Origin of the sequence: Frigidibacter sp., assembly GCF_030695035.1 — a bacterium.
In the GTDB taxonomy this organism is placed as follows: domain Bacteria; phylum Pseudomonadota; class Alphaproteobacteria; order Rhodobacterales; family Rhodobacteraceae; genus Frigidibacter.
Window position 1 is genome coordinate 39,892 of the sequence record NZ_JAUYTT010000025.1, and the last position, 25,988, is coordinate 65,879.

The window sequence follows — 25,988 nt, forward strand, 5'->3', positions numbered from 1 at the left end:
GGCCACGGCCCGGGGATACACCGATAGCGCTAACAGTGCAAGCAGGGGCGGGCGGCAGGCGGTTATGCGCAAGCGCAGTTGGCGCAGGCTTGCCTCCGCGACATTGTTGCCGCCCTGCGATCAATCACGCAGATGCACCAGATTTTCCCAAGTTCCGCCGCAATCCGGGGGCAGTTTCCCCTCACCGGCGGAACAAGAACGAGCAGACAGGCCGCCACGTTTCGGAGTGAGTGAGATGACCAAGTTTCCGAGCCTTGTTGCCCTTGCCGCCGCGCTGGCCTTGAGTGCCTGCGCCGGGAGCGATGTTTCCTCGCGCAGCGCCGCGACGCCGCTGACGGGCGCCGCACAGCCGGCGCGCAGCCTGGTGATCGCGCAGCCGCGCTATGATGTGCAGGCCCTGCGCGTGACGGTGCCGCGGACGCTCAAGGTGTCCGAGGCCAACATGTTCTTCCCCATTGCCGACATCGTCTGGCGCGGCGATCCGCGCGGTGACCGTCATGCGCAGGTGGAGGCGCTGATGACCGCGGCGCTGACCGAGGGCACGCGCAGCATGCGCAGCGGCCCGGCGGTGGTGGTCGAGGTCGATTTGCGCCGCTTCCACTCGCTGACGGAGAAGGCGAAGTTCACCACCGGCGGGGTGCATGCGATCCGCTTCCTGCTGACCGTGCGCGATGCCCAGACCGGCGCGGTGGTGGATGGCCCGCGGATGGTGAATGCCGATCTCGAAGCCTGGGGCGGCAAGCGCGCGGTCGAGGCCGAGGCCCGCGGCTTGACCGACAAGGTGCTGATCGGCGAGCAGCTGAAATCGGTGATCCTGCGCGAGCTGTCGGCTCCGGTGGGAACGCCTGCACCGGCGCTCGTGTCGCATGCGCAGGTGCGCCCGGCGGATGCGATGCTGCAGAACTGAGGCTGCGAAGGGGGATCCGGGGGCTTCCCGCCCCAGACCCCCTTCCGCGGCGCGGCCAAAACGACTAGAGGAAGGGGATGACCGATCCCCTCACCCCCACCGCCCTCGACCCTGCGTCCCGTCCCACCGTGCGCCTGCGCCCCAAGGCCGAGGCCCGGGCGATCCGCCATGGCTTCCCCTGGATCTATGCCGATGAGCTGGTGACCGACCGGCGCACGCAGGCGCTCGCCCCCGGCACCATCGCCCGGCTGGAAGACAGCGAGCGGCGGGCCATGGGCACCGTCACCGTCAACGGCAATTCCAAGATCATCGCAAGGATGCTGGACCGCGACCCCGAGGCGGTGATCGACCGCGCCTGGATCGCGGCGCGGCTGACCAGGGCGCTGGCACTGCGGGCGCGGCTGTATCCTGAACCCTTCTATCGCCTCGTCCATGCCGAAGCGGACGGGCTGCCGGGCGTGGTGATCGACCGTTTCGGCGATGTCGCGGTGATCCAGCCCAATGCCGCCTGGGCCGAGGCGCTGCTGCCCGAGATCGCGGCGGCGCTGGCCGAGGTGACGGGCGTGACCGCCATCGTCAAGAACGGGCAGGGACGCTCGCGCACCCTGGAAGGCCTGCCGGAGGAGACGCTGCTGCTGCAAGGCGCGGTGGAAGGTCCGGTGCCGGTGCGGATGAATGGCGCGACCTATATGGCCGATGTGCTTGGCGGGCAGAAGACTGGCCTCTTCTTCGATCAGCGCCCGAACCATGCCTTTGCCGCGACGCTGGCCAAGGACGCGCGGGTGCTGGACGTCTTCGCCCATGTCGGGGGTTTTGCCCTTGCGGCGCTGGCAGGCGGTGCTGCGTCTGCGCTGGCTGTCGATGGATCGGCCCCGGCCTTGGCGCTGGCGGAGCAGGGCGCCGAGGCGGGCGGCATGGCCGCGCGTTTTGCCACGCGGCAGGGCGATGCCTTCGAGGTGATGGACGCGCTGGCGGCCGAGGGCGAGGTCTTCGACCTCGTGGTCTGCGATCCGCCGGCCTTTGCCCCCGCCAAACCGGCGCTGGAGGCGGGCTTGCGCGCCTATGAGCGGGTGGCGATGAAGGCTGCGGCGCTGGTGGCACCCGGCGGCTATCTGTGCCTCTGCTCGTGCTCGCACGCCGCCGATCTTGCCAGCTTCCGCAATGCCAGCGCCCGCGGCATCGGCCGTGGCGGGCGGCGGGGGCAGATCCTTTACACGGGCTCGGCAGGGCCGGACCATCCGATCCTGCCGCAGCTGGCGGAGTCGGGCTACCTCAAGACGGTGTTCTTCCGGCTGGATGGCTGATGCGGGCGGTTCTGGACGCCTGCGTCCTCTACCCGACCGTGCTGCGCGAGGTGATGCTGGGGTTGGCAGGGCGGGGGCTGTATACCCCGCTCTGGTCGCCGCGGCTGATCGAGGAATGGGCGCGGGCCGCGGCGCGGCTTGGCCCTGGTCAGGAGGTCGTTGCGCGCGGCGAGGCGGTGGCGGCGGCTTTGCGGTTTCCGGCCGCGAGTGTGGGGTTTGCGCCGGGCGCCGAGCTGACGCTGGACCTGCCCGATGCGGATGACCGGCATGTGCTGGCGGCGGCGATTGCGGCAGAGGCGGATGCGATCGTCACCTTGAATTTGCGGGACTTTCCGAGTTGGGCGCTGGCCCCGAGGGGCATCCGCGCCGTGCATCCCGACGAGTTTCTGGTGGAGCTTTGGCGCGCGCATCCTGGCGCGGTCGCCGCCGTGGTCGAGGCGGTGCGGGCCGAGGCGGAACGGCTGTCAGGGGAAGCGCAGCCGCTGCGGGCGTTGATGAAGCGGGCACGATTGCCGAGGCTCGGCAAGGCGCTGGCGGCGTAAGGGGGGCGCTGCCCCCCGTCTCCTGCGGAGACTCCCCCCCGGGAATTTTTGCAAAGAAGAGGGGGGGCCTAGCGCAGGCCCCAGCGGGCCTCGTTCGCCTCGATGGCGGCGATGCGGGCTTCGGTGGCGGGGTGGCTCAGCAGCCAGGCGGGGGCGCTGCCGCGGTTGCCGGTGAGGGCGTTGAGCTTGGTGAACAGGGTCTTTTGCGGGGCGGTGCCGATGCCGGCCTTGACCAGCAGCGCCGAGGCCCAGGCATCCGCCTCATACTCATCCCCGCGCGAGAGGCGGGCGGCGAGCAGGCCCGCGACAAAATTGGCGATCACGGCGCCGAGGCCGGGGATGACGCGGCCGATGACCGCCATCAGCAGCATCCGCACCGCGTTCTGCCCGGTGAAGTCGATCATCCGCCGCCGGGAATGGCCAAGCGCGACATGGCCGAGTTCGTGCGCCACGACGGAGGCCAGTTCATCGGCGCTGACAGCGCCGTCACGGAACTTCTGGTAGAAGCCACGGGTCAGGAAGATGCGGCCATCGGGGGCGGCAAGGCCGTTCACTGCGTCCACCTCGTAGATCTGCACCGGGATCGACTGCACGCCGGCCGCCGCGGCCAGCCGGTCCAGCACCGGGCGCAGGGTGGGATCGACGAGGCGGGCGGATTTCTCGTCCAGTTCCTTGCGCAGTTTCCACGAGGAGAACTGCCACATCAGCAGGCCATAGCCGAGCATGAGCAGGATCGGCAGGAATTTCAGCATGTCAGGCTCACCTTGTCAGCACCAGCGTGTCGCGTCGGATCTCGATGCTGGAGAAGCGCGAGAGATAGCCCATGCCGAGCAGCGATTCCTCGAGCCCGCCATCGGTGACGGTGGCGCGGACATTTCGGTCCTCCACCCCGCCGAGAACCACGCTGTCGACGCGGATCGGCGCGGTGGCGACGCGGCCATTGGCCGTCATGGCCGAGCCGACATAAGCCAGCGTTTCGGGGTTGATGCCGATGCGGGCGGAGTCGCTGCGGCTGAGCACCATGTCTGTCGCGCCGGTGTCCACCACGAAGCGCACCGGCGTGTCGTTGAGGTCCAGCGTCAGGTAATAATGGCCGTCGCGGCTGACCGGGACCTCGACGCGGGCGCCTTCCTCGAAGGCGGATTGGCGGGGGATGACCTCATGGCTGATGTCGTTCCACAGGCCCCGGGCGGCAATGACGCCGAGGAAGATCAGTACCCAGATCGCGGCCTGGCTGGCCATGCGGGCGCTGTTGCGGCGGGCGGCGAGGAAGACCGATCCGCCGACGACAAGCGCCAGCAGTCCCAGATAGATCAGCCGTCCGTAATCGTCGCCGGTCATCATGCGCCTCCCCGGTGGAATGTAGGGTGCCGGGCGGCAAATGTCAGGGGCAGCACTTCACCGTCCTGTGGGGAGCATGCCGATCATCCCGGCGCCGCGCATGCCGTCGAGGACGAATTGTACGGCGAGGGCGGCGAGCAGCATCCCCAGCAGCCGGGTGACGACCAGCACGCCAGTGCGGCCGAGCGCTCGCTCGATGGGGCCGGCGATGAGGAACAGGGCCATCACGCAGGCCAGCACTGAGAGCATCACCCCATGGATGGCGGCGACATGGCCCCAGCCGGCGCCGGGGCTGCCGACCAGCAGGATCATCGTCGCCATGGCGCCGGGACCGGCGATCAGCGGGGTCGCCAGCGGGAAGATCGAGGGGTCATCTGCTTGATCTGCCGCGGATTCTGCCGATTGCCCCTCGCGCCGCTGGGTGCGGCGTTCGAAGAGCATGTCGAGCGCGGTGAGGAAGAGCAGGAGCCCGCCGGCGATGCGGAAGGCGGGCATGGAGATTCCGATGCCGCCCAGAAGCTGCTCTCCCAGCAGGCCGAAGAGGGTGAGCAGAATGGCCGCGACGGCGCAGGCGCGCAGGCCGACGGCGCGGCGCTGGCGGGGGCTCATGCCTTGGGTCAGCGCAATGAACAGGGGGGCGAGGCCGATGGGATCGACCACGATGAACAGGGTGACGAAGGCGGTGATGTAGAGCGAGAGGTCGGCCATGAGGGGAGTGTGGGGCCTCGGGGTGAGGGGTGCAAGCGGGGTTGTGGGGGGAGGTGGGGAGGGTGGGAGGGGCGGGAGGGCGGATCGCGGTGCAAGCCATTGATTTCGCTGAAAACGGCTATGTGGAAACCATACAGAAGCTATATGGATGTCATATGTATGGTGAAAGAGTCGGGAATTGGGGCCTGGGCGTCGCCGCGGGGGCAGGAGGAATTGGGTCGGCGGTGCCGGGTTGCCTTGCCAGGGGCGCGGCTTCGGGCCGCCCGACTGGTAGCTATGCAGGACGAAGCGGATTCGCTGCGACCGCGATCAATGTCTGCTTCGGGGTCGTTTTCTTACAGTCTGGTCTCTGCCCTGATATGTTAAGATGCCAAACTAGGCATGACCAAATGGACCACCGCATGAGCGAATTCTCAATTTCAGACCACATTGGCAGAATCGGCGAGTCTTGGTTCGACCTGCTCACGAACAAAGCCAAGTTACTCGTCGGCCGCATCGAGCCAGATCGTCTTGGGCGCGATCGAGTTCTCGAGTTCCCAGCCAAGGCCAGGCTCGAGTCGGAGCCATATGACAAGCGAGCGGCGCCTCTGGGCTGCTCGATCCAGATCAAAACCATTCTGGCCACAAACGATAGAGTATCCGTAAAGCTCTCCGTTGCGGAGCGGCTGGCCATCGATAATCGCCCAACTTTGGTGTGCATCATACGCGTGGACGACTGCGACAACGTCGTCGATATGCACCTTTTGCATATATTGGACGACAACCTATCAAGGATACTTCAACGGCTCCGGGAAGAATTCTCGAAGGGTACCGACGCCCTCAATAGGGTTGAGATCACTTTTGGAGTTGCAGCTGCTCATAAAGTTGAGCAAACGCCCGACGCGCTGAAAGAAGCACTCACCTTAATTATCGGCGAGGATATGAACGCCTACGCGGCCGAGAAAATCCGCCAGCGCGATACAGCAGGCTACCAAGACGGCGGACGTTACTCGATAGACATTACCTTCGAAGAAATTACTCCGAGAGACCTCATCGACGGAATGCTCGGACTGAAGAAGTTGGGCATCAAGGGCCTCAAGCCTTTTGAAGAACGATTCAGCATTAAGCTTCCTGGTGGATTGCCCATCCCGGGTGGTATGGAAGGCGCCGTGCTGCAGATCACTCCGACACCCGTGGATGCTGGTGTCATCTCAATTTTCAGCCGAATACGCGATGAGCGCATCGAGTTGAACTGTGATCTAATCGTACCGATCTTTCCTGCGATTCCTATCGAGACGATGAAAATGATCGCCAGATCTGAGTTGCTCGATGCAATCTTCAGCGTAGAGCAAGGGGCCATTCAACTCACCAACACCTTCGACGAGAGCAGCGCGCACCCTATCGGAGAGTGGCTTAAGATCTTCAAGCTGTGGGATGTCGTGTTTGCCGGTGACTCAGAACTCACAGTTCGTACGAACGATGGGCGTCAACTACTCTCTGGTAGCTTTGGCGATGCTGTGAACATTGACGACCGACCTGAGTATCTAAACGAGATTCTATCCTTGCTCGAAATGGCTAACAGCCTTCTAATTGAAGCTAGTGCCGCTAACCGCCCAGTTAGCCTGCGTGACCTAAAGATATCTGCCAAAGCGCTCACGCAGATCCATGGCTTCTTCTTCCGCTCAAATGATCTTGGTCCATTCTCGTTTGAGATGCAGGCCGATGAGTGCGTCGAATCGGGCGAGTACCCTGCTCTTTTCGTGAGCACATTCGTTCTGGGTGAGGATGTCTATGCGTATGCACTGAAGCTCGCATTATCTCTAGAAAAAACAGGAGAGCACTGTGAATTTCGGTCAACTAGCATGACTCCTCTGCACATTTCCAAGGTAGCTGACGACGAAGCTGCGTTGGGCGAGTTCGCTAATCACACTGCCAAGCTTAGCGGGACGCGAATAACTATCCTGCCCAGTGCCGATGCCTCTGACGAGATGGAAGGTTTTTTGTCTTCTACCCAGGTGTAGTTCAAATGTAAGTGCATTTGCCGCCGATTGTGCTGATGTAATAACCATCAATCGCGCGCGAGATAATGGCGCCATGCGCGAGGTACCAATGTCGTCTAAATGGAGTTGCGATCCTGGTTGCCAAAACGCGGGAGTGAGGTCCCGGGCGGGCACGCGCGGTAAGAGCCGAGTGGCAACAAAGGCTCTCTTAAGTCATTGCTGCAAAAAACGGACTGGCCGCCTTGCTGGCCCCCATCGCCCCCCTCACGCCGCCTCCGCCGCCTCCAGCCGTTCTTGCGCCTTCATCCACATCGCCTCGGCGCGGTCGAGGCCGTCCATGACTTCGGAATATTTCTTCTGCCAGGTCTCGACCTCGCCGCCGCGGCCCTTTTCGTAGAGCTCGGGGTCGGCCAGCTTCTTCGCCAGCCGGTCGCGCATCTCGTTGATCTTGGCGAGGCGCTCCTCGCATTTGCGCAGCTCGGCCTTCAGCGCCAGAATCTCGTCGCGGCTGGCGCGTTTCTTCTCGGCTTTCGGCTTTTCGGGCTTGGGATCGTCCGATTGCAGCAAGAGGGCGCGGTAGGCCTCGAGGTCGTCCTCATAGGGGGCGACGGCGCCGCCCTTCACCAGCCAGAGCCGGTCGGCGACGAGGCTCAGGAGATGCATGTCGTGGCTGACGAGGATCACGGCGCCGGAATAGTCGGTCAGCGCCTCGACCAGCGCCTCGCGCGATTCGATGTCGAGGTGGTTGGTCGGTTCGTCGAGGATCAGCAGGTGCGGCGCCTCGATGGTGGCGAGCAGCAGCGAGAGGCGGGCCTTCTGGCCGCCCGAGAGGCGCGCCACGGGCGTTTCGGCCTGATCGGCGCCAAGGCCGAAGCCGGCGAGGCGGGCGCGCAGACGCGGCTGCCCTTCGGCCGGGCGGATGCGCATGATGTGCTGGAGCGGCGTTTCATCGAGATGCAGCTCATCGACCTGATGCTGGGCGAAATAGCCGATGCGCAGCTTGTTCGAGCGGGTGACCTTGCCGGTGCTGGCGGTCAGCTTGCCGGCGAGGAGCTTGGACAGGGTGGACTTGCCCTCGCCATTGCGGCCCAGAAGCGCGATGCGGTCATCCTGGTCGATGCGCAGCGAGAGGTTGCGCAGCACCGGCGGGCCGCCATAGCCCACCGAGGCATCCTCCATGTTGATGATCGGCGGCGGCAGCTCTTCGGGCGCGGGGAAGGTAAAGACGTGCTTGGCGGCCTCTTCGGGGGCCGTGATCGTCGTCATCTTCTCCAGCATCTTCACGCGGCTTTGCGCCTGCTTGGCCTTGCTGGCCTTGGCCTTGAAGCGGTCGACGAAGGCCTGCAGGTGCTGGCGGCGGGCGTCTTGCTTGCGCGCCTCGGCGGCCTGCACGGCAAGGCTGGCGGCGCGGTTCTTGGCGAAGGTGTCGTAATTGCCGGTCCAGAGCGTCAGCTTGCGGTTGTCGAGATGCAAGATGGCGCCGACAGCGCGGTTCAGCAGGCCGCGGTCATGGCTGATGATGAGGACGGTATGGGGGTATTTGGCGAGATAGGCCTCGAGCCAGAGCGCGCCTTCGAGGTCGAGATAGTTGGTGGGTTCATCGAGCAGCAGATAGTCGGGCTGCGCGAAGAGCACCCCTGCCAGCGCCACCCGCATCCGCCAGCCGCCCGAATAGTCGGAACAGGGGCGCAGCTGCGCCTCGGCATCGAAGCCGAGGCCCTTGAGGATGGCGGAGGCGCGACCCTCGGCGGACCAGGCGTCGATATCGGTGAGGCGGGTCTGGATTTCCGAGATGCGGTGCGGGTCGGTGGCGGTTTCGGACTCGGCCATCAGGCTGGCGCGTTCGACGTCTGCCGCCAGCACCGTCTCGATCAGCGAGGTGCCGGAGGAGGGGACCTCCTGCGCGACGCCGCCGATGCGGGCGCGGTTGGGCAGGGTGATGGTGCCCCCCTCCAGCGCCAGTTCGCCCCGGATCAGGCGGAAGAGGGTGGTCTTGCCGGCGCCGTTGCGCCCGACGAGGCCGACCTTGTGGCCGGTGGGAATCGTGGCCGTGCCGCCTTCGAACAGCGGGCGGCCTTCCACGGAATAGGTGATGTCGGATATCTTGAGCATGGCGTCTCCCTGCCTGATGGAGGCGCGAAGGTCAATTGCTGCTTGGCAGCAAGGGCGTGTTGAGGGCTTGGCGGAGGCCGGGGGGCCAGCCCCCCGGGCCCCCCGGGATACTTGGACCAAAACGAAGGGGGAGGAGGGGCGCGCTTTGGGTGCAGGGCGGGGCTGCCGGAAAGGCGGGTTTTCAAGGCGGGTTTTCAAGGCGGGGCGGGCATGGTAGCAGGCGCGGGCAATTACCGCTGCGGGCAGGGGCTCGCGGCCGAACGGATAAAGGCAAGGCACATGGCCATCGAACGCACCCTTTCGATCATCAAGCCCGACGCGACCCGGCGCAACCTGACCGGCAAGATCAACGCGAAATTCGAGGAAGCCGGGCTGCGCATCGTCGCGCAGAAGCGGATCTTCCTGAGCCTGGCGCAGGCGCAGAAATTCTACGAGGTCCACAAGGACCGGCCGTTCTTTGGCGAGCTGACCGAGTTCATGGCCTCCGAGCCGGTCGTCGTGCAGGTTCTGGAAGGCGAAGGCGCCATTGCCAAGAACCGTGAAGTGATGGGCGCGACCAACCCGGCGAACGCCGATGACGGCACCATCCGCAAGGAATTCGCGCTGTCGGTTGGCGAGAACTCGGTCCACGGCTCGGACGCGCCGGAAACCGCTGCCGAAGAGATCGCCTATTTCTTCTCGGGTCTCGAACTGGTCGGCTAAGCCGGGCAGGCGGTCAGCGCGCTGACCGCACCCCAAGCATATCGAGGGCCGCTTCCAGTTGGGAGCGGCTTTCGTCGTTCTGGGCACTACTTGATTTGAGCTTGTCGAAGCGGGCGCGCAGCGCGTCTTTCTCTGCCCCGCGGCAATCGTTCCAGGGGCGGCCCTGCAGGCCCATGACCAGCGCGTAATACATGATGAAATGCGGGCGGGTGCCGGAGGCGAGCAGCCGGGCATAGGCGGCATCTGGGCCAAGCGCGATCAGCGCCTCGGCGGAGGTGATGCCGATGCGGGCGAAGTCGGCCTCGGCCGCGGGGCCGAGGTTGGGGATTGCAGAGACGGGGCGCGCGCCGTCCGGCGCATCAGCGTCGGTCTGTGCGGCGCGGGGCCGGGCGGGCTTGGGCTCGGCGGGCATCGCGAACGCTCCTTGGACTCGCGGCGATGCTGCCGCGGCGCCCAAGGCGGCGTCAAGCGATCAGATCGAGGCCCAGTCGGTGAAGCGCGGGGTGGGGGCTGCGGCCTGCATCTGCTGCGGGGCGCTGCCTTCGCGTTTTGCCTCGGGCTTGGAGGTGGGCGTGGTGGCTGAGCCCTGTTGCTGCGCCGGGGCGCTGCTGGAAGACATCTGGGAAATGGTCATGCGTGTTGATCCTGTTGCCCCATGATTCGGGGCGTTCTGCTGCCTCTGCCCCAGCGTGACAGGGATGTCAGGCCGAAGCGTGGCGGAGTTAAGACGGGATCAGGGCTGCGTCAATGGGTCTGCAGCGGCTGCATCTGGGTGCAGGCGGGCGGCCGCCGCGGGGTGACGAGGAACAGCAAGTGTTCGAGAGGCACGTTATCCTCGACCAGATCGGCGAGGCTGAGGCTGTCGAGCGAGGAATAGAAGGCCTCCAGCGCGTCGACGAGACCCTTGCGCAGCCGGCAGCAGGCGGTCAGCGGGCAGGTGTTCACTTCGGGATCGAAACATTCCGTGAAGGGCACTCCGGTCTCGAAAGCACGGCAGACCTGGCCGACGGTGATCGCGTCCATCGGCCGGGCGAGGCGCAAGCCCCCGGCGCGGCCGCGCTGGGTATCGACGAAACCAAGCTGCGCGAGCGTGTTCACCACCTGCGCAAGATGGTTTTCCGAGGCGTTGCAGGCCGCCGCAATCTCATGCTTGCGGACATAGCGCCCCTCGTTCACCGCACAGAACATCAGCGCGCGCATGGCGAGGTTGGTGCGGATCGTCAATCTCATCGCGGGATGTCCTTGATTGGGGCTGCGGTTGCCGCACACCCTAATCGGGTCCGAAGCCCGGCGAATTGACGCAGATCACATATTGGCGATGTATGTTTTGATCTGCATCAAATAGCTCCCTGTGAATACATGCTAGATCATGCATGTGTAACGGGGAGACGGGTGGATGAACGGATTTGACGGGGTGGTATCGTCGCGCCGGGGATTTCTGGGGCTGGCGGGCGGATCCGCGGCGCTGTTGGCCTTGGGCTCTGCCCCGGCGCAGGCGGCGCGGGTGAAGACTGCGGCGAGGGTCGTGATTCTGGGTGCGGGGGCCGCTGGCACGGCGCTGGCGAACCGGCTTGTGACCCGGCTGGAAGGGGCCGAGATCACGCTGCTGGATGCACGCAAGCAGCATCTCTATCAGCCCGGCTTCACGCTGATTGCGGCGGGGCTGAAGCCTGCCGGTTATTCTGTGTCGGCGACGAAGGACTGGCTGCCGCAGGGCGTGACCCTGATCGAGGAGGCGGCGGCCGGGATCGACCCGGTGGCGAAGACCGTGACCTCTACCGGCGGCACGGTGCTGGGATATGACTTTCTGGTGGTGGCGACGGGCCTGAAGCTCGATTACGACGCGATCCCCGGCATGTCGCTGGACCTGATCGGCAGCGATGGCGTGGGGTCAGTCTATGCCGGGCCGGAGCATGCGGCGAAGACCTGGGAAGCGATGGACAAGTTCACCTCGGAGGGCGGGGTGGGCCTGTTCTCGCGCCCGGCGACCGAGATGAAATGCGCCGGCGCGCCGCTGAAATACACCTTCCTGACCGATGACTATGCGGTGCGCAAAGGCACGCGGGACAAGGTGGAGATCAAGTATCTGGCCCATAACAAGGCCTTCTTCTCTGTCCCCATCGTGTCGGAAAAGCTGCGGATGCTGTTTGGCGAGCGGAGGATCCAGACCGCCTTTGACCATGTGCTGATCGCGCTCGATCCGGGCCGCCGCATTGCCACCTTCCAGACGCCCGAGGGGCCCAAGGAAGAGGGCTATGACTTCATCAACGTGATCCCGCCGATGCGGGCGCCCGATGTGGTGCGGGCCTCCGGCCTGTCCTGGGCCGACAAATGGACCGATCAGGGCTGGATCGAGGTGGACAAGGGCACGCTGCGCCATGCCCGCTTCCCCGAGGTGTTCGGGCTGGGTGACATCTGCGGCGTGCCCAAGGGCAAGACCGCGGCCAGCGTCAAATGGATGGTGCCGGTGGTCGAGGATCATCTGGTCGCGCAGATCGAGGGCAAGGAGGGCACTCAGGTCTATAACGGCTATACCTCTTGCCCGCTGATCACCCGGATCGGCAAGGCGATGCTGGTCGAGTTCGACTATAACGACAACCTGACCCCGTCTTTCCCCGGTGTGATCGCGCCGCTGGAGGAGTTGTGGATTTCCTGGCTGATGAAGGAAATCGCGTTGAAACCCACCTATAACGCCATGCTGCGCGGCAAGGCCTGAGGAGAGACGGGCATGAAAGACCTGACATTCGAGACGCTTCTGGCGGTGTTCGAGGAGATTTTCGGCTTTGGCCTGTTCTGGGCGATGGTCGTGGCAGCGGCGCTGGGGACGATAGCCTTCGTCTATGTGCTGATCCGCGACCGCAATCTGGTCAGCCGCCGCCTGGTACGGGCCGAGCTGCTGGCCCCGGTCGGCGCCCTTGCCGCGATCTGGTTCGTGCAGGAGATGACGTCGTCGGGGTTCCGCGACATCGGCGGGCCGGTCGACGTGATCGTGCTGATCGTCATCGGTGCGGCGGGCGCGGTGGGGCTGACCATCTTTGCCTATGTCGCGCAGGCGCTGATCGGCGGTCCGCAGCGCGGCTGACATAGGCCCCAGCGGCCGACACCGAAACCTGCCCTTCCCGCGCGGCGGCCGCCACGCGGTGGCCCCCCTCTGCCGGAGTATTACCGATGTTCTCGTCCAGTCCCGTCGCCTCTGCCCCCGCCGTGCCGCATGGAAGGCTGGAGCATTTCCCGATCACCTTCTTTGCCACGACCATGGGTCTTGGCGGCTTCACGCTCGCCGTCCATGCCGCCGAGCGCGCGCTTGGGCGGGGGCCCGGCCTGTCGCATCTGCTGCTGGCGGTGACGGGGGCGGTGTTCCTGACGCTGATCGCGCTTTATGGCGCCAAGGCGCTGCGCCATCCGGCGGCGGTGCGCGCGGAGTGGCACCATCCGGTGCGGCTGGCCTTCTTTCCCACCGTGTCGGTCTCGATGCTGCTGCTGGGAGTGGCGCTGCTGGGGGATTGGCCGCGGCTGGCGCTGGTGGTCTGGGCGCTTGGCACGCTGTTGCAAGGGGCGCTGACGCTGGCGGTGATCTCGGGCTGGATCGGGACTCGGGCGTTTCAGCACGGGCATCTGAGCCCGGCCTGGTTCATCCCCGCCGTTGGCAATGTGATCGTGCCGGTGGCGGGGGCGCCGCTGGGGTACATGGACCTGTCCTGGCTGTTCTTCTCGGGCGGCCTGCTGTTCTGGCTGGTGCTGCTGACGCTGGTCTTCAACCGGCTGGTGTTCCACGACCCGCTGCCGGGCCGCTTGCAGCCGACGCTGGTGATCCTGATCGCGCCCCCGGCGGTGGCCTATGTCGCCTGGCTGCGGATGATGGCGCCTGCCACCGGCGTGGATGCCTTCGGGCATATCCTGCTGAGCCTGGGCTATGTTTTTGCCGCCCTCGTCGCGCTGCAGGCGCCGCGGATATTGCGGCTGCCCTTCGTCATGTCGTTCTGGGCGCTGTCCTTCCCGCTGGCGGCGCTGACCATCGCCAGCTTTGCCCACGGCGCCGCGGCGCAGTCGATCGCGCATCAGCGCATCGGCTTTGCACTGCTGGCGCTGCTGGCGGTGGTGATCGCCGGGCTGGTGGGGCGTACCACGCTTGCCGTGGCCCGGGGCGAGATCTGCCGGCCCGAGTGACCCGTTTCCCCCTCACCTGAAAAGGACGACCCGATGACCAAGGCCCGTTTCCTGCCCGCCGCGATTGCCGCGTTGATGATCGCCCAGCCTGCCGCCGCCGATGAGGCGCAAAAGCTGATCACCATCCTGACCGCGCCCGAGCCGCAGACCCAGCTGATGGCGATGGTGCTGACCATGAATGCCGTCGCCGCGGGCGCCGAGGCGCGGATCCTGCTTTGCGGTCCGGCCGCCGATATCGCGCTGAAGGAGGCCCCCGAAACCGCCACCGCCGGCCAGCCGCCGAAGGGCGCGAGCCCGCAGGGGTTGATGAAGATGCTGATGGAGAAGAACGGCGTGCAGGTAGAGGTCTGCGCCATCTACCTGCCGGGCAAGGGGGCCGATGCCTCGGTGCTGATCGACGGCGTGACGGCCGCAGCGCCTGATGCGATGGGCGCGGCGGTCATTGCCGAGGATACGCAGGTGATGAGCTTCTGATCCGGAATCAGTGCGAGGAGAGGGGCCGCCGGCTGTGCCGCGCGGCCCTTGGCATGTGGGGTGGTGGCGCAGAATAGTGGCTTCGAGCCAGTCGCGTAATTCGGACCGCGCAGTTCGGGCGGGAAAAGGCGAGGCACTGCCTCGCCCCGCCCGTGCGGGACCTGCCACCCGGAGCCGCTGGCCACACGAGACCGTGAGGACAGCGCCCGACCTGGTGGGCGAGAAGCGCCCGCCAAGGGCGGGGCGGGCGCTGGCCGGGCCCTTTGTGGGCCCGTCCGTGACAGTGGAGAGGGCGCGGCGTGGCGAAGGCGATGGCCTTCGCCAAGGCAAGCGGCACAGGTGGGTCGGCTACTGTCCGCCCCGTCCGTTCGGCGGACCCTCACGGCTTGCGTATCGGCGGGCCGCATCAAGCCGGGATCCGGCGCTCCCGCCCCCGCTCCTCAGAACGGAATGTCGTCGTCCAGATCCTGACGCGCCGCGCCGCCACCGCCGCCGCCCGACCGGCCGCCGGAGGAGCCGCCCGAACCGCCGCCATAGCCGCCCGAAGACCCGCCACTGCCATAGCTCTCGCCGCCGCCATAGCCTTCATCCCGGTCGCTGGACCCGCCACCGCCGCCCGAGGCATCGCCGCGGCCGCCCAGCATTGTCATGGTGCTGCGGAAGGGGCGCAGGACGACCTCTGTGGTGTATTTGTCGGCGCCCGACTGGTCTTGCCATTTGCGGGTTTCCAGCTGGCCCTCGATATACACCGTCGAGCCCTTGCGCAGGTATTGCTCGGCCACCCGCACGAGGTTCTCGTCGAAGATCGCGACCGAATGCCATTCGGTGCGCTCTTTGCGCTCACCGCTTTGCTTGTCGCGCCAGTTTTCCGAGGTGGCGATGCGCAGGTTGCAGACCTTGCCGCCGTTCTGGAAGCTGCGCACCTCGGGGTCGCGCCCCAGATTGCCGACCAGAATGACCTTGTTGACCGAGCCCGCCATTGCGTGCCTCCCCCTGAGCTTGTGCCGGATCACGCCCTTGGGCGGCCCCGCGAATCCCGAAAATTGGCTTCCGGTTAGACCATCCGATCAGGGTTAAGGAAAGCCTAATTCTCCCCTGACCAGCGCCGCGGCAGGGGTGAGGGCTGGCCCGCATCGGCAGGATGCTGCCGCTTTGCGGCCCATCGCCGCAAGCGGCGCTCCGCATCGCAGCGAGGGCCCCGCGCCTGAAGACTCGCACAAACGCGAAAACCCGCTATAGTCGGCCGCTGGGACAGTGGGCAACGGGTGGACCAGACGTGACAAAAGCCATGCTGCGGGATGCGGTCGGCAGGCGCCGGACGTATCGGTCTGCTTCGCTGCGGGCCGGACTTTCGCTGGCCGCCTTGCTGGTTGCCGGACCGGCCCTTGCCGAGGGGTTGTCTGCTTCGGGATCCGCCAAGAACCGCGCGATGCTGTTCCAGAACCAGACCCGCCTGCTCGATACCCGCGGCGCGCAGCAATATGAAAACTCGGTGCGCTACCAGCCGAATTTCGATGCGGCGAGCCGCACTGTGACGGGGGCGGTGCCGCGCTATGCCGGCAAGTACAAGGGCGAGTATCTGGAGGTGGCGAAGGCCGCCGCCCGCCGCCACGGCATCCCCGAGGACTTGTTCCTGCGCCTTGTGCAGCAGGAGTCCGGCTGGAACCATGGGGCGGTATCGCCCAAGGGCGCGGCCGGTCTGGCGCAGCTGATGCCCGGGACCGCGGCGCTGTTGGGGGTGGATTCTTCCAATCCGGCGGAGAACCTCGAGGGCGGGGCCCGCTATCTGAAGATGATGTATGACCGCTTCGGCAACTGGCGCCTCGCGCTGGCGGCCTACAATGCCGGGCCGGAAGCGGTGCAAAAGCACGGCGGCATCCCGCCCTATGCCGAGACCACCAATTACGTGAAGGTCATTCTGGGTAGCTGACGGCCGCGGCCCAAAAAAATGGCCGGGCACAAGGCCCGGCCAGGAAGAGGGTATCCGTCAGGGGTTGGCGGAACCCAAACTTGAGGCGTCAGCTGAGCCAGAACGGCTTGGCGACCTCTTGCCGCGCATGCAGCGGGTCGACGCCGATATCGCGCAGCAGGTAATCGTCCAGCCGGGCCAGCGACTTCCGGGTGGCGCGGCGGGTGGTATAGGTGGAAATCGCGGTGGCAACCTGACGCAGGATCCCGGCGCGGCGCGGCAGCGTCACGCCATTGGAGGCGGATTGCGAGGCGTTGAGCAGCAGGGTCGACATCTGGAAACCTTTTGTGTTGATACAATGATCGGTGTTTGGTAGGCGTATGAATACAAAGCCGCAGGCATCCCTTCCAGAGAAACATTGTGACTGATACAACTTGGTGTCCCGATCTGGGACAATTCGCTGGTCCCAAATATCTTGCCCTCGCCCATGCGCTGCGCGACGCGGTGCGCGATGGTCGGCTGAACGAGGGCGTGAAGCTGCCGCCCGTGCGGGAACTGGCCTGGCGGATCGGCGTGACCCCCGGCACCGTGGCGCGCGCCTACACCATCGGCACCGATGAGGGGCTGCTGGAAGCGGCCGTAGGCCGGGGCACCTTCGTAGCCGCCCGCGCGCCCCGCCTTGGGCCGAGCCAGCCGCTGCATGTCGAGCGGCCGGAAGTGGATGCCCAGGGCTGCGGGCCGGTGGATCTGCGGTCCCCGCAATTGCCCGATGTCGGCCAAAGCGCCGCGCTGGCCGAGGCGATGGTGCGGGTGTCGGGGCAGATCGGGTCGGATTGGCTGGAATATCCCTCGCTGCGACGGGACAAGCCGCTGCGGGAGGCGCTGGCCGCATGGCTGCAGGGCAGGGTGCTTGGCGCCTTCGATGCCGATGAGATTGTACCCGCACATGGCGGACAATCGGCGATGAACCTTGTGTTGCAATGCTGCCTGCGCGGCGACCGACCCGTGGTGTTCGCCGAAGAGCTGGCCTATCCGGGCTTTCGCCATGCCGCACGGCTGAACCGGGCCGAGATGGTGCCGGTGGCGATGGACGGGCAGGGCTTGCGCGCCGATGCGCTGGATGCGGCCTGCCGGCGCCATGGCGGGCGGATCCTGTTCCTGACGCCGGAGGCGCAGAACCCCACGACGGTTCGGATGCCGCTGGAACGGCGCGAAGAGATCGTGGCGGTGGCCCGTGCCCATGACCTGCAGATCATCGAGGATGATTGCTATTCCGTCCCCGGCGGGGCCGAGCCTGCCCTGCGCGCGCTGGCGCCGGAACGGGTGTGGCATGTGACCAGCCTGTCGAAATCGGTCTCGGCCGGTCTGCGGATGGGCTTTATCGTCACCCCGCGCGGCATGGGCGAGGCCGGGCGGTTGACGGCACAGCACAGCTTCTTTGGCCTTGCGCGCCCGTTGACCGATATCGTTACCGACCTGCTGGTGTCCGGCCGGGCGGCGGAACTGCGCGACCGGGTCAATGCCGTCTATGCGCGGCGGCTGACCACGGCGGTGAACGCGCTTGGCCGCTATGACCTGTCCTGGCAACCGGGGCTTTCCTTCCTGTGGCTGCGGCTGCCGATCGGCTGGCGCGCCTCTACCTTTGCGCGCGAGGCGGAAGGGGCGGGGGTGCTGATCCGCTCTGCCGATGAATACGCGCTGCAGGATGGCCATGCGCCGAATGCGGTGCGGATCGCGGTGGCGGCGGGTGTGAGCGAAGAGCGCTATGCCGCCGCCTTGGCGACGCTGGCGCGGCTGCTGGCGCGGCCGCCCGGCGATCTGCCGGTCTGACCCGGGTGGACGGTGATCTTTCCGAACGGCGGCTGACGCATTTTGTGGGAGGGGCCTGGCGCGCGCCGCTGTCACAGCGGATGGCGGGCGGGCCGCGCGGCCGCCGGGTGCTGGCGGGGCCCGAGGATCTGGCGCGGGCGATGGCGGTGGCTGCAGCTGCTGCGCCGGAGTGGGCGGCTCTGCCAACTGAAATGCGCGCCGGGCTGATGGCCGAGGCGGGGCTGGAGGTGCCTTTGGCGCCGCATACGGCCCCCGCTGCGCCGCTGCTGCTGCGCTTCACCCTGCCTCAACCTGCGAAGCTTGGCGTGCTGCTCGCCTCGGGCCATGCGCTGGTCTTGGTGAGCCCGCGCGCGACCCCGCGCGCCATGTTGGGCCTGATAGAGGCGCTGCGCGGGGCGGGGTTGCCGCCGGGGGTGCTGAACCTGCTCAATGGCCACGCTGCCGACCTGCGGCAAACCTCCAGCGCCCGAAGCCGCGATTGAGCCCTTCTCCGCCGCCCAAATTCTAGGCGTCTGCCAAAGCTTCACGCGCCGCGGGGGCAAGTCCCGGCGATTGGGGCCTTTTCACGCGCCCTGTCCTGTGCAAACTGAGCCCAACACGGCGCGGCAGGTGACGCGGGGGACCGGGGCGGCATGGAAGAAAAATCGTGGTGGGACCGCTTCCGGCGGACCGAGGCTTTCGCCGGATACACGCTGATCAGCCCCACCGCGCTTTACGCGCTGCTGCTGCTCGTCGCGCCGTTGGCGACAATCCTGGCCTATTCCTTCCTGACCGACGGCGATTCCGTGACCCGGCTGGTCTGGGAGTTCACCTTCGACAATTACATCACCACCTGGACGCAGCCGATCTACCGCGCGGTGATGATGCGGTCTTTGTCCGTCTCCATGATGGTCACCGCGGTGACGGTGATCCTGGCCTTTCCGGTGGCCTATTACGTGTCCTTCCACGTCGCGCCCGACCGCAAGTCCTTGTGGCTGTTCCTGATCACCATCCCGTTCTGGACCAGCTACCTGATCCGGGTGTTCCTGTGGAAGGTGATCCTTGGCTATAACGGTGTCATCAACTCTGGCCTGACCTCGCTGGGGCTGATCGACGAGCCGCTGACCTTCATCCTGTATAACGTCAACTCCATCGTCCTGACGCTGGCCCATGCCTATGCGCCCTTCGCCATCCTGCCGATCTTCGTGGCACTGGAGAAGATCGACCGCTCGCTGCTCGAGGCCGGGCAGGACCTGGGCGAATCGCGGATCATGACCTTCTGGCGAGTGACGCTGCCCCTGGCGATGCCGGGCGTGGTGGCGGCGGTGCTGATCGTGCTGATCCCGACCATTGGCGACTATGTGACCCCGCAGCTGATCGGCGGCGGCAAGATCCCGATGATCGCCAACCTGATCCAAAGCCAGATGCTCGATCAGGACAACCGCCCCCTGGGTTCGGCGCTGGCGGTGTCGGCCATGCTGATCGTGACGGTGGTGGCGCTGGCCTTCGTGCTGCTGAACGCCCGGTTCCTGCGGGTGAAGAAATGACGGGTGCGAGACGCCGGAAGGAGAGCCGCGGATGAAGGGTCAGGGTCTGCGCCTTTACGCCATACTTTATCTGATTTTCCTCTATGCGCCGATCGTGCTGCTGCCGATCTTCGCCTTCAACGATGCCACCATCATCTCTTTCCCGCTGCGCGGCTTTACCACCAAATGGTTCGCCGCGCTGGCGGATCTGCCCACCCTGCATCTGGCGCTGAAGAACTCGCTGATCATCGCAGTGTCATCGTCCGTGCTGGCGACGACGCTGGGGATCTTCGCCGCACGCGCCTCGACCCGGTATGAGTTTCCGGGCAAGGGCGGGCTGATGGGGCTGATCATGCTGCCGCTGGTGCTGCCCGAGGTGATCGTGGCCATGTCGCTGCTGATGGTGCTGCTGGGGATCGGGATCGACCTTGCGATCTGGACGGTGATCCTTGGCCACACGCTGATCTGCACGCCCTTTGCCATCGCGATCCTCTCGGCGGCGTTCCAGAGCCTCGACAAGTCGCTGGAGGAGGCGGCCTATGATCTGGGCGAGAGCAAGCTGTCGACCTTCCGGCTGATCACCCTGCCGCTGGTGATGCCGGGGATCATATCCTCGCTGCTGATCTCTTTCACCATCAGCCTCGATGAATTCATCATCGCCTTCTTCCTTGCCGGGTCGGAGCCGACGCTGCCGGTCTATATCTACTCGCAGCTGCGCTTCCCCAAGCAGATCCCGGCGATCATGGCGCTTGGCACCATTCTTGTCGCGCTGTCGGTGCTGCTGCTGACCATCGCTGAATATTTCCGCCGCCGCGGGCTGAAGAAGACCGGCGCCAAGGATACCGGAGGCTTCCTGTGAACACCGTCCCCCACGCCGCCCCTGCGCCCATCGCCTCGCGCCCGACGATGATCGAGTTCCGGGACGTGCATAAATATTACGGCGATTACCACGCGCTGCGCGGGATCAACGCCACCATCAAGGCGGGTGAGTTCTTCTCGCTGCTGGGGCCGTCGGGCTGCGGCAAGACCACGCTGCTGCGGACGATTGCCGGGTTCGAGGATATCTCGTCCGGCGCGGTGCTGATTGATGGCAAGCACATGGCCGATGTGCCGGCGAACGTGCGGCCCACGAACATGGTGTTCCAGTCCTACGCCATCTTCCCGCATTTGACGGTAGAGCAGAACGTGGGCTTCGGCCTGCGCCGCGAGGGTGGCACCAGTGCCGAGAAGGCCCGCCGTGTGGAAGAGGCGCTGGAGATGGTCGGCCTCAAGGGCTATGGCAAGCGCGCCGCTCATGCGCTGTCTGGCGGGCAGCGGCAGCGCGTGGCACTGGCACGGGCGCTGATCCTCAAACCCAAGGTGCTGCTGCTGGATGAACCCTTGTCGGCGCTGGACAAGAAGATGCGCGAGCAGATGCAGGTGGAGCTGATCCGCCTGCAGCGGCAGGTGGGCATCACCTTCATTCTGGTGACCCATGACCAGGAAGAGGCGCTGGTGATGTCGGACCGCATCGCGGTGATGTTCGAGGGGCAGATCGCGCAACTGGCCGATCCGGAGACTTTGTATCGCCGCCCGAACTCGCGGCAGGTGGCCAATTTCATCGGCGTTATGAACTTCCTTCCGGCACGCGTGCTGACCGAGGCCGCGGGCCGCATCGCCATCGACGTGCAGGGGCTTGGCCAGACCGAGATCGACGCGACGCAAGCGCCGGGCGCCATCACCGGCGGTGAGACCAGCGTGGGCTTCCGGCCCGAGACGCTGACCATGCTTTATGAAGGCCAGACCACCACCGAGCGCGAGACCCCCGGCACCATCGAGGAGGTCGTCTATTACGGCGACATGACCTATTACGACGTCCGGCTCGACGGGGTGGACAGCCCGGTGCGGATCTCCATGCGCAACGTCTTTGGCCGCCCGGTGCTCGACATCGGCACCCGCACCCGCGTGGCGTGGAGCGCCGGGGCGCTGGTACTGTTCCGGTGACGGAGTCGCAATTGGTCCATCTGAACGGCTGGCTGCGCTGCAAGGATGCCGCCGAGTCGGAAACGGTGGCGCAGTATCTGCCCGAGCATGTGCGGCTGACACTGGCCGAGCCGGGATGCGTCCGGTTTTCGATCGAGCAGACCGAAGACCCGCTCGTCTGGAGCGTCAATGAAACTTTTGTCGATGCGGCGGCCTTCGCAGCGCATCAGGCGCGCAACCGCGCCTCGGACTGGTTCCGTGCGACCATCGGGATACAGCGCGATTTTCCACGCACCGGCTAGGCTGGACATTTCCCAGGGCCCGCCCGACAAGTCCGATGTCGGGGGGACGCGTAATGACATCCACAAACCTTGAATACCCTGCGCCCGCGCGCGGAACCCAGCACCGACCGCTTCTGGCCGCGCTGTGGATGTTGGGCGCGATCTTCGGCTTTTCGGCGATGGCGGTCGCGGGCCGCGAGGTGCAGGGGCAGCTCGACACCTTCGAGATCATGCTCTGGCGCTCGCTTCTGGGCCTTATCATCGTCGATGCCATCGCGCTGACGCTGCGGCGGCGGGAGGAACTGGCGCCGCGCTTCATGGGCCAGCACCTTCTACGCAACTCGGCGCATTTCGCCGGGCAGAACCTGTGGCTTTATGCGCTGACGCTGATCCCGCTGGCGCAGCTGTTCGCGGTGGAGTTTTCCTACCCGATCATGGTGGCGCTGGCGGCGCCGCTGCTGCTGGGCGAACGGCTGATGCCGGTCAAGCTGCTGACGGCGGCCATCGGCTTTGCCGGCATCTTGCTGGTGGCGCGACCCTGGGGCGTGGGCGGCTTCAGCCCCGGGATCATTGCCGCCTTTGGCGCGGCGCTTGGTTTTGCGGGCTCTGCCATCGTGACCAAACGGCTGACGCGCAAGGTGACCACACTTGGCATCCTGCATTGGCTCTGCGCGATCCAGCTGGGGCTGGCGCTGGTCTTTGCGCTGTGGGATGGGCAGATGACCTGGCCCGCCCCGGCCAGCTGGCTGCCGCTGGTGGTGATCGGCCTGTCGGGCCTCGGCGCGCATTACTGCCTGACCACGGCGCTGTCGCTGGCGCCTGCCTCCATCGTCACGCCCATCGACTTCCTGCGCCTGCCGCTGATCGGGGTGGTGGGGATGCTGCTCTATGGCGAGCCGCTGGACATCTGGGTCTTTGCCGGCGGCGCGATCATCTTCGGCGCCAACTGGATCAACCTGGCCGCCGATGCGCGGGCAGGGCGGCGCCCCGTGCCACAGGTGGCGGCCTGAATGCTGCGCTGCCGCAAATATATGGGGATTTTTCTGCATTGCAAAAATTGCAACGCAGCCATGTCGCGACGTCACGTCATTGATTGACGCAAGGGCCGGTTACGTGGACGTTACAAGTGAACTCGTAGGGATGAGGTTCTAAATATGAGACGTGTCTTGATGACGGTCAGCGCCACGGCTCTGACTGCAACGGGGGCCTTTGCCGGTGGCATCGAGCGTTCGACCCAATCTGTCGCAATCCTGTTCGAACAGGGCAACTATGTCGAGTTCAGCCTCGGCAGCGTTTCGCCCGATGTCAGCGGTGTGCAGCAGGTTCCGCTGACCACGCCGGCTGGCAACTCGTCGGGCGACATGGCGGGGGATTACACCACCTGGTCGTTGGCGGTGAAAACCGCGCTGACGGACAAGCTGGACTTCGCGCTGATCCTCGATGAGCCTATTGGCGCCGATGTCGACTACGCCACGGGAACCGGCTATTCCTATGCCGGGTCCACCGCCACCATCGACAGCCATGCCCTGACGGGACTGCTGCGCTATAAGGCGACGCCGTCCTTCTCGGTGATCGGCGGCCTGCGCGCCGTGCAGACCGAGGGCGAGGTTTCGCTGTTCAACGGCTATGACATGAAGTCCAAGAAAGAGACCGACTTTGGCTACGTGCTGGGTGTTGCCTGGGAAAAGCCCGAGATCGCCGCCCGCGTCGCGCTGACCTATAATTCGGCCATCGACCATGACTTCCGCGTGCAGGAAAGCGTATCGTTTGGGGCGCTCGTGCAGCAGAACGAATTCACGACCACTATCCCACAATCGCTGCTCCTTGAAGCGCAGACCGGGATCGCGGCCGATACGCTGCTGTTCGGTTCGGTCCGCTGGGTGGATTGGTCCGAGTTCAAGATCGCGCCTCCGCTCTATACCCAGGCGTTCCTTGACAACTTGGTTGATTACGATGGCGACACCGTGACCTACAGTATCGGCTTGGGCCGCAAGTTCAATGACACCTGGTCCGGGGCGATCACTGCCAGCTATGAAGATGCCATCGGCGGCTTCTCGGGCAACCTCGGCCCGACCGACGGCGCCACCTCGGTGGGCCTTGCCACGACCTATACGCGCGGCCCGATGAAGATCACCGGCGGTGTGCGTTATATCTGGCTGGGGGATACCGAGACCGAGGCAACGCAGCTGGCCTATCCGGCTGGCACCACCTTCGGCGATTTCAAGGACAACGAGGGCGTCGCCCTTGGGTTCCGGGTCGGCTACAGCTTCTGATACGGCGTCCTGCGCCGGTCTGGAAAGGCCCCGCTCCGGCGGGGCCTTTTGCTTTTGCCCTTTTGTATTTGGCACAAGATCCGGGTGGCGGAGCGGCCGGCACGGGCCTAGCGTCCGCCCATCATGAAACAGACAACGATCTCCCCCCTCGCCTGGGCCCTGATGGCCGCGCTCGCCCTGATCTGGGGCGGCTCCTTCCCGTCCAACCGGCTGGCGCTGGCCGAGGTGGGGGTGCTGACCACCGTGGCCTTCCGCGTCGGGATCGGCGCGCTGGTTATGTGGGGCGTGGTGGCGCTGCGCGGGATCGCACTGCCGCGGGGGCCGCGGGTCTGGGCGGCGTTCATGGTCATGGGCCTGCTGAACAACGCGCTGCCCTTCACGCTGATCGTCTGGGGCCAGACGCGGATCGACTCGGGGCTGGCGGCGATCCTGAATGCCGCCACCGCGATCCTTGGGGTGGCCGTTGCCGCGGCGGTGTTCCGGGATGAGCGGCTGGGGCTGCGCAAGGGCGCGGGCGTCTTTCTGGGCTTCACGGGGGTGGCTGTCGCCATCGGCATCGGCGCGCTGGCGCGGTTCGACCCCAGCTCGCTCGGCCAACTGGCGGTGCTGGGGGCGGCGCTGAGCTATGCCTTCGCCGGGGCTTTTGGCCGCGTGACCACCCGCGGCATGGCGCCGGAACTTGCCGCCGCCGGGATGCTGACGGCCGCCGCGCTGGTGATGGTGCCCGCCGCGCTGCTGGTCGAGGGGCCGCCGCCGCTGGACCTTGCGCCGGCCACCTGGGGCGCGCTCTTCTACCTGTCGGTGATCGCCACGGCGGGGGCCTTCGTCCTTTACTACCGGGTGATGCAGATGGCGGGGGCGGGCAACCTCAGCCTTGTGACGCTGCTGGTCGCGCCGGTCGCCATCGTCCTTGGCGCGGTGATGTTCGACGAGGCGCTGCCGCTGCGCGCCTATCTGGGCTTCGCGCTGTTGGCCGCGGGGCTCATCGTGATCGACGGGCGGGTCTTTCGGCTGCGCGCCGCCCTGCAGAAAAGCCGTGACCCTGCGGCGGGGCAAGGTTAAATCCCCCTTAAGAAGCGGGCAGGGGGCGGCGATGATCTATGCGGATGCGGCACAGTGGCGGGCGGCGCCGGACAAGCGGGTGCTGCTGTTCGGCATGTCCGGCCTTGGCAAGACCCACCTTGCGAACCTGCTGCGTGAGGGCGGGGACTGGTTCCACTACTCCGTCGATTACCGCATCGGCACCCGCTACATGGGCGAGCATATCGCCGACAACTTCAAGCGCGAGGCGATGAAGGTTCCGCTGCTGCGCGAGCTGCTGATGACCGACAGCGTCTATATCGCGTCCAACATCACCTTCGACAATCTGGCGCCGCTTTCCACCTACCTTGGCAAGCCGGGCGACCCGGCCAAGGGCGGCTTGCCCTTCGCCGAATACATGCAGCGGCAAGAGCAGCACCGGCTGGCCGAGATCGCGGCCTTGCTCGACACCGGCCACTTCGCCCGCCGCGCGCAAGGGATCTATGGCTACCCGAATTTCGTCTGCGATTCCGGCGGCAGCATCTGCGAGGTGGTGAACCCGCATGACCCCGCCGACCCGGTGCTGACGGCGCTGTCGCAAGACACGCTGATGATCTGGATCGAAGGGTCCGACGCGCATACCGCCGAACTCGTCCGCCGCTTCGACCGCGCCCCGAAGCCGATGTATTACCAACCCGCCTTCCTGCACGCCGCCTGGGCCGACTATCTGGCCGAGACCGGCGCCGATGAAGCCGCCGTCGATCCCGATGCCTTCGTGCGCTGGACCTATGCCCGCGCGCTGGCCCATCGCCAGCCCCGCTATGCCGCGATGGCGACCAATTGGGGCCTGAAGGTCCGCGCCGAGGACGTCGCCCGCCTGCGCAGCGCCCAGGACTTCACCGATTTGGTGGCGACCGCGCTGGATCGCAGGGCTTGAGTGCGCGGCCCGCACGGCTTATCTGACCTGCTCTG

Annotated in this window: 29 protein-coding genes; 20 read left to right on the forward strand and 9 right to left on the reverse strand. The window is 66.0% G+C overall.

Features of this window, described 5'->3' with window-relative positions; genetic code table 11:
* The first annotated feature begins 235 nt into the window (after positions 1-235).
* The 3 genes from Q8S30_RS20125 (at position 236) to Q8S30_RS20135 (ending at position 2,753) form a co-directional block, all read left to right on the forward strand.
* Complete coding sequence (locus Q8S30_RS20125) at positions 236-907, forward strand: DUF6778 family protein (protein ID WP_305667810.1); 672 nt, start codon at positions 236-238, stop codon at positions 905-907.
* Positions 908-984: 77 nt separating this feature from the next.
* On the forward strand, positions 985-2,211 hold the full coding sequence (locus tag Q8S30_RS20130) for an RSP_2647 family RNA methyltransferase (RefSeq protein ID WP_305667811.1): 1,227 nt from the start codon (positions 985-987) through the stop codon (positions 2,209-2,211).
* Complete coding sequence (locus Q8S30_RS20135; RefSeq protein ID WP_305667812.1) at positions 2,211-2,753, forward strand: RSP_2648 family PIN domain-containing protein; 543 nt, start codon at positions 2,211-2,213, stop codon at positions 2,751-2,753. The genes Q8S30_RS20130 and Q8S30_RS20135 overlap by 1 nt, the downstream gene beginning before the upstream one ends.
* A 68-nt stretch (positions 2,754-2,821) precedes the next feature.
* Here Q8S30_RS20135 and Q8S30_RS20140 read toward each other — a convergent pair whose 3' ends face one another.
* The 3 genes from Q8S30_RS20140 to Q8S30_RS20150 are packed head-to-tail and all read right to left on the reverse strand — an operon-like array spanning position 2,822 to position 4,802.
* Complete coding sequence (locus Q8S30_RS20140; RefSeq protein ID WP_305667813.1) at positions 2,822-3,505, reverse strand: M48 family metallopeptidase; 684 nt, start codon at positions 3,503-3,505, stop codon at positions 2,822-2,824.
* 7 nt (positions 3,506-3,512) lie between these two features.
* On the reverse strand, positions 3,513-4,094 hold the full coding sequence (locus tag Q8S30_RS20145; protein WP_305667814.1) for a TIGR02281 family clan AA aspartic protease: 582 nt from the start codon (positions 4,092-4,094) through the stop codon (positions 3,513-3,515).
* Positions 4,095-4,151: 57 nt separating this feature from the next.
* Positions 4,152-4,802: a MarC family protein gene (locus Q8S30_RS20150; RefSeq protein WP_305667815.1), complete on the reverse strand. Its 651-nt coding sequence runs from the start codon at positions 4,800-4,802 to the stop codon at positions 4,152-4,154.
* 401 nt (positions 4,803-5,203) lie between these two features.
* Between Q8S30_RS20150 and Q8S30_RS20155 the strand changes: the two genes are divergently transcribed.
* Positions 5,204-6,802 (forward strand): hypothetical protein, encoded by a 1,599-nt coding sequence (locus Q8S30_RS20155; RefSeq protein WP_305667816.1) that lies wholly within the window; start codon positions 5,204-5,206, stop codon positions 6,800-6,802.
* A 243-nt stretch (positions 6,803-7,045) separates the two neighbouring features.
* Here the strand turns inward: Q8S30_RS20155 and Q8S30_RS20160 are convergent, their stop codons facing one another.
* Positions 7,046-8,893, reverse strand: a complete 1,848-nt coding sequence (locus tag Q8S30_RS20160; RefSeq protein ID WP_305667817.1) for an ABC-F family ATP-binding cassette domain-containing protein — start codon at positions 8,891-8,893, stop codon at positions 7,046-7,048.
* Positions 8,894-9,172: 279 nt separating this feature from the next.
* Between Q8S30_RS20160 and ndk the strand changes: the two genes are divergently transcribed.
* Positions 9,173-9,595 (forward strand): nucleoside-diphosphate kinase, encoded by a 423-nt coding sequence (gene ndk, locus Q8S30_RS20165; RefSeq protein WP_305667818.1) that lies wholly within the window; start codon positions 9,173-9,175, stop codon positions 9,593-9,595.
* A 13-nt stretch (positions 9,596-9,608) separates the two neighbouring features.
* Here the strand turns inward: ndk and Q8S30_RS20170 are convergent, their stop codons facing one another.
* The 3 genes from Q8S30_RS20170 to Q8S30_RS20180 all read right to left on the reverse strand — a co-directional run bounded on the left by Q8S30_RS20170 (position 9,609) and on the right by Q8S30_RS20180 (position 10,825).
* Complete coding sequence (locus tag Q8S30_RS20170; protein ID WP_305667819.1) at positions 9,609-10,007, reverse strand: TfoX/Sxy family DNA transformation protein; 399 nt, start codon at positions 10,005-10,007, stop codon at positions 9,609-9,611.
* Positions 10,008-10,067: 60 nt separating this feature from the next.
* Complete coding sequence (locus tag Q8S30_RS20175; RefSeq protein ID WP_305667820.1) at positions 10,068-10,229, reverse strand: hypothetical protein; 162 nt, start codon at positions 10,227-10,229, stop codon at positions 10,068-10,070.
* Positions 10,230-10,339: 110 nt separating this feature from the next.
* Positions 10,340-10,825 (reverse strand): Rrf2 family transcriptional regulator, encoded by a 486-nt coding sequence (locus tag Q8S30_RS20180; RefSeq protein WP_305667821.1) that lies wholly within the window; start codon positions 10,823-10,825, stop codon positions 10,340-10,342.
* Positions 10,826-10,991: 166 nt separating this feature from the next.
* Here Q8S30_RS20180 and Q8S30_RS20185 point away from each other — a divergent pair, with 166 nt between their 5' ends.
* The 4 genes from Q8S30_RS20185 to Q8S30_RS20200 all read left to right on the forward strand — a co-directional run bounded on the left by Q8S30_RS20185 (position 10,992) and on the right by Q8S30_RS20200 (position 14,236).
* Positions 10,992-12,311 carry an FAD/NAD(P)-binding oxidoreductase gene (locus tag Q8S30_RS20185; protein ID WP_305667822.1) on the forward strand — a complete coding sequence of 440 codons (1,320 nt, stop codon included), beginning with the start codon at positions 10,992-10,994 and terminating at the stop codon, positions 12,309-12,311.
* 12 nt (positions 12,312-12,323) lie between these two features.
* Positions 12,324-12,677, forward strand: coding sequence for a DUF5368 domain-containing protein (locus Q8S30_RS20190; protein ID WP_305667823.1), 354 nt, complete (start codon positions 12,324-12,326; stop codon positions 12,675-12,677).
* Between the two features lie 86 nt (positions 12,678-12,763).
* The gene (locus tag Q8S30_RS20195; protein ID WP_305667824.1) at positions 12,764-13,762 is read left to right on the forward strand and encodes an SLAC1 anion channel family protein; all 999 of its coding nucleotides are present in this window, start codon (positions 12,764-12,766) and stop codon (positions 13,760-13,762) included.
* A 33-nt stretch (positions 13,763-13,795) separates the two neighbouring features.
* A complete protein-coding gene (locus Q8S30_RS20200; RefSeq protein WP_371135565.1) occupies positions 13,796-14,236 on the forward strand; it encodes a hypothetical protein in 441 nt (146 codons plus the stop codon).
* Between the two features lie 440 nt (positions 14,237-14,676).
* Here Q8S30_RS20200 and ssb read toward each other — a convergent pair whose 3' ends face one another.
* Complete coding sequence (gene ssb, locus Q8S30_RS20205) at positions 14,677-15,216, reverse strand: single-stranded DNA-binding protein (RefSeq protein ID WP_305667825.1); 540 nt, start codon at positions 15,214-15,216, stop codon at positions 14,677-14,679.
* Positions 15,217-15,524: 308 nt separating this feature from the next.
* Here ssb and Q8S30_RS20210 point away from each other — a divergent pair, with 308 nt between their 5' ends.
* Positions 15,525-16,166: a lytic transglycosylase domain-containing protein gene (locus tag Q8S30_RS20210; RefSeq protein WP_305667925.1), complete on the forward strand. Its 642-nt coding sequence runs from the start codon at positions 15,525-15,527 to the stop codon at positions 16,164-16,166.
* An 88-nt stretch (positions 16,167-16,254) separates the two neighbouring features.
* Here the strand turns inward: Q8S30_RS20210 and Q8S30_RS20215 are convergent, their stop codons facing one another.
* Positions 16,255-16,479 (reverse strand): DUF1127 domain-containing protein, encoded by a 225-nt coding sequence (locus Q8S30_RS20215; protein ID WP_305667826.1) that lies wholly within the window; start codon positions 16,477-16,479, stop codon positions 16,255-16,257.
* A gap of 86 nt (positions 16,480-16,565) precedes the next feature.
* On the opposite strand from Q8S30_RS20215, the gene Q8S30_RS20220 reads away from it, so the two are divergent.
* The 10 genes from Q8S30_RS20220 (at position 16,566) to Q8S30_RS20265 (ending at position 25,953) form a co-directional block, all read left to right on the forward strand.
* The gene (locus Q8S30_RS20220) at positions 16,566-17,975 is read left to right on the forward strand and encodes a PLP-dependent aminotransferase family protein (RefSeq protein ID WP_305667827.1); all 1,410 of its coding nucleotides are present in this window, start codon (positions 16,566-16,568) and stop codon (positions 17,973-17,975) included.
* A gap of 5 nt (positions 17,976-17,980) precedes the next feature.
* Positions 17,981-18,457, forward strand: coding sequence for an aldehyde dehydrogenase family protein (locus Q8S30_RS20225; protein ID WP_305667828.1), 477 nt, complete (start codon positions 17,981-17,983; stop codon positions 18,455-18,457).
* 150 nt (positions 18,458-18,607) lie between these two features.
* Entirely contained in the window at positions 18,608-19,501 is an 894-nt protein-coding gene (locus tag Q8S30_RS20230) for an ABC transporter permease (protein WP_305667829.1), read from the forward strand.
* 31 nt (positions 19,502-19,532) lie between these two features.
* On the forward strand, positions 19,533-20,339 hold the full coding sequence (locus Q8S30_RS20235; protein WP_305667830.1) for an ABC transporter permease: 807 nt from the start codon (positions 19,533-19,535) through the stop codon (positions 20,337-20,339).
* A 47-nt stretch (positions 20,340-20,386) separates the two neighbouring features.
* Positions 20,387-21,463, forward strand: a complete 1,077-nt coding sequence (locus Q8S30_RS20240) for an ABC transporter ATP-binding protein (protein ID WP_305667926.1) — start codon at positions 20,387-20,389, stop codon at positions 21,461-21,463.
* Between the two features lie 11 nt (positions 21,464-21,474).
* Positions 21,475-21,744 carry a putative quinol monooxygenase gene (locus Q8S30_RS20245; protein ID WP_305667831.1) on the forward strand — a complete coding sequence of 90 codons (270 nt, stop codon included), beginning with the start codon at positions 21,475-21,477 and terminating at the stop codon, positions 21,742-21,744.
* 53 nt (positions 21,745-21,797) lie between these two features.
* Complete coding sequence (locus Q8S30_RS20250; RefSeq protein ID WP_305667832.1) at positions 21,798-22,733, forward strand: DMT family transporter; 936 nt, start codon at positions 21,798-21,800, stop codon at positions 22,731-22,733.
* A 144-nt stretch (positions 22,734-22,877) separates the two neighbouring features.
* Positions 22,878-23,996: an outer membrane protein transport protein gene (locus Q8S30_RS20255; protein WP_305667833.1), complete on the forward strand. Its 1,119-nt coding sequence runs from the start codon at positions 22,878-22,880 to the stop codon at positions 23,994-23,996.
* A 162-nt stretch (positions 23,997-24,158) separates the two neighbouring features.
* Positions 24,159-25,058 carry a DMT family transporter gene (locus tag Q8S30_RS20260; RefSeq protein WP_305667834.1) on the forward strand — a complete coding sequence of 300 codons (900 nt, stop codon included), beginning with the start codon at positions 24,159-24,161 and terminating at the stop codon, positions 25,056-25,058.
* Positions 25,059-25,089: 31 nt separating this feature from the next.
* Positions 25,090-25,953, forward strand: coding sequence for an ATPase (locus Q8S30_RS20265; protein WP_305667835.1), 864 nt, complete (start codon positions 25,090-25,092; stop codon positions 25,951-25,953).
* Positions 25,954-25,988: the final 35 nt, after the last annotated feature.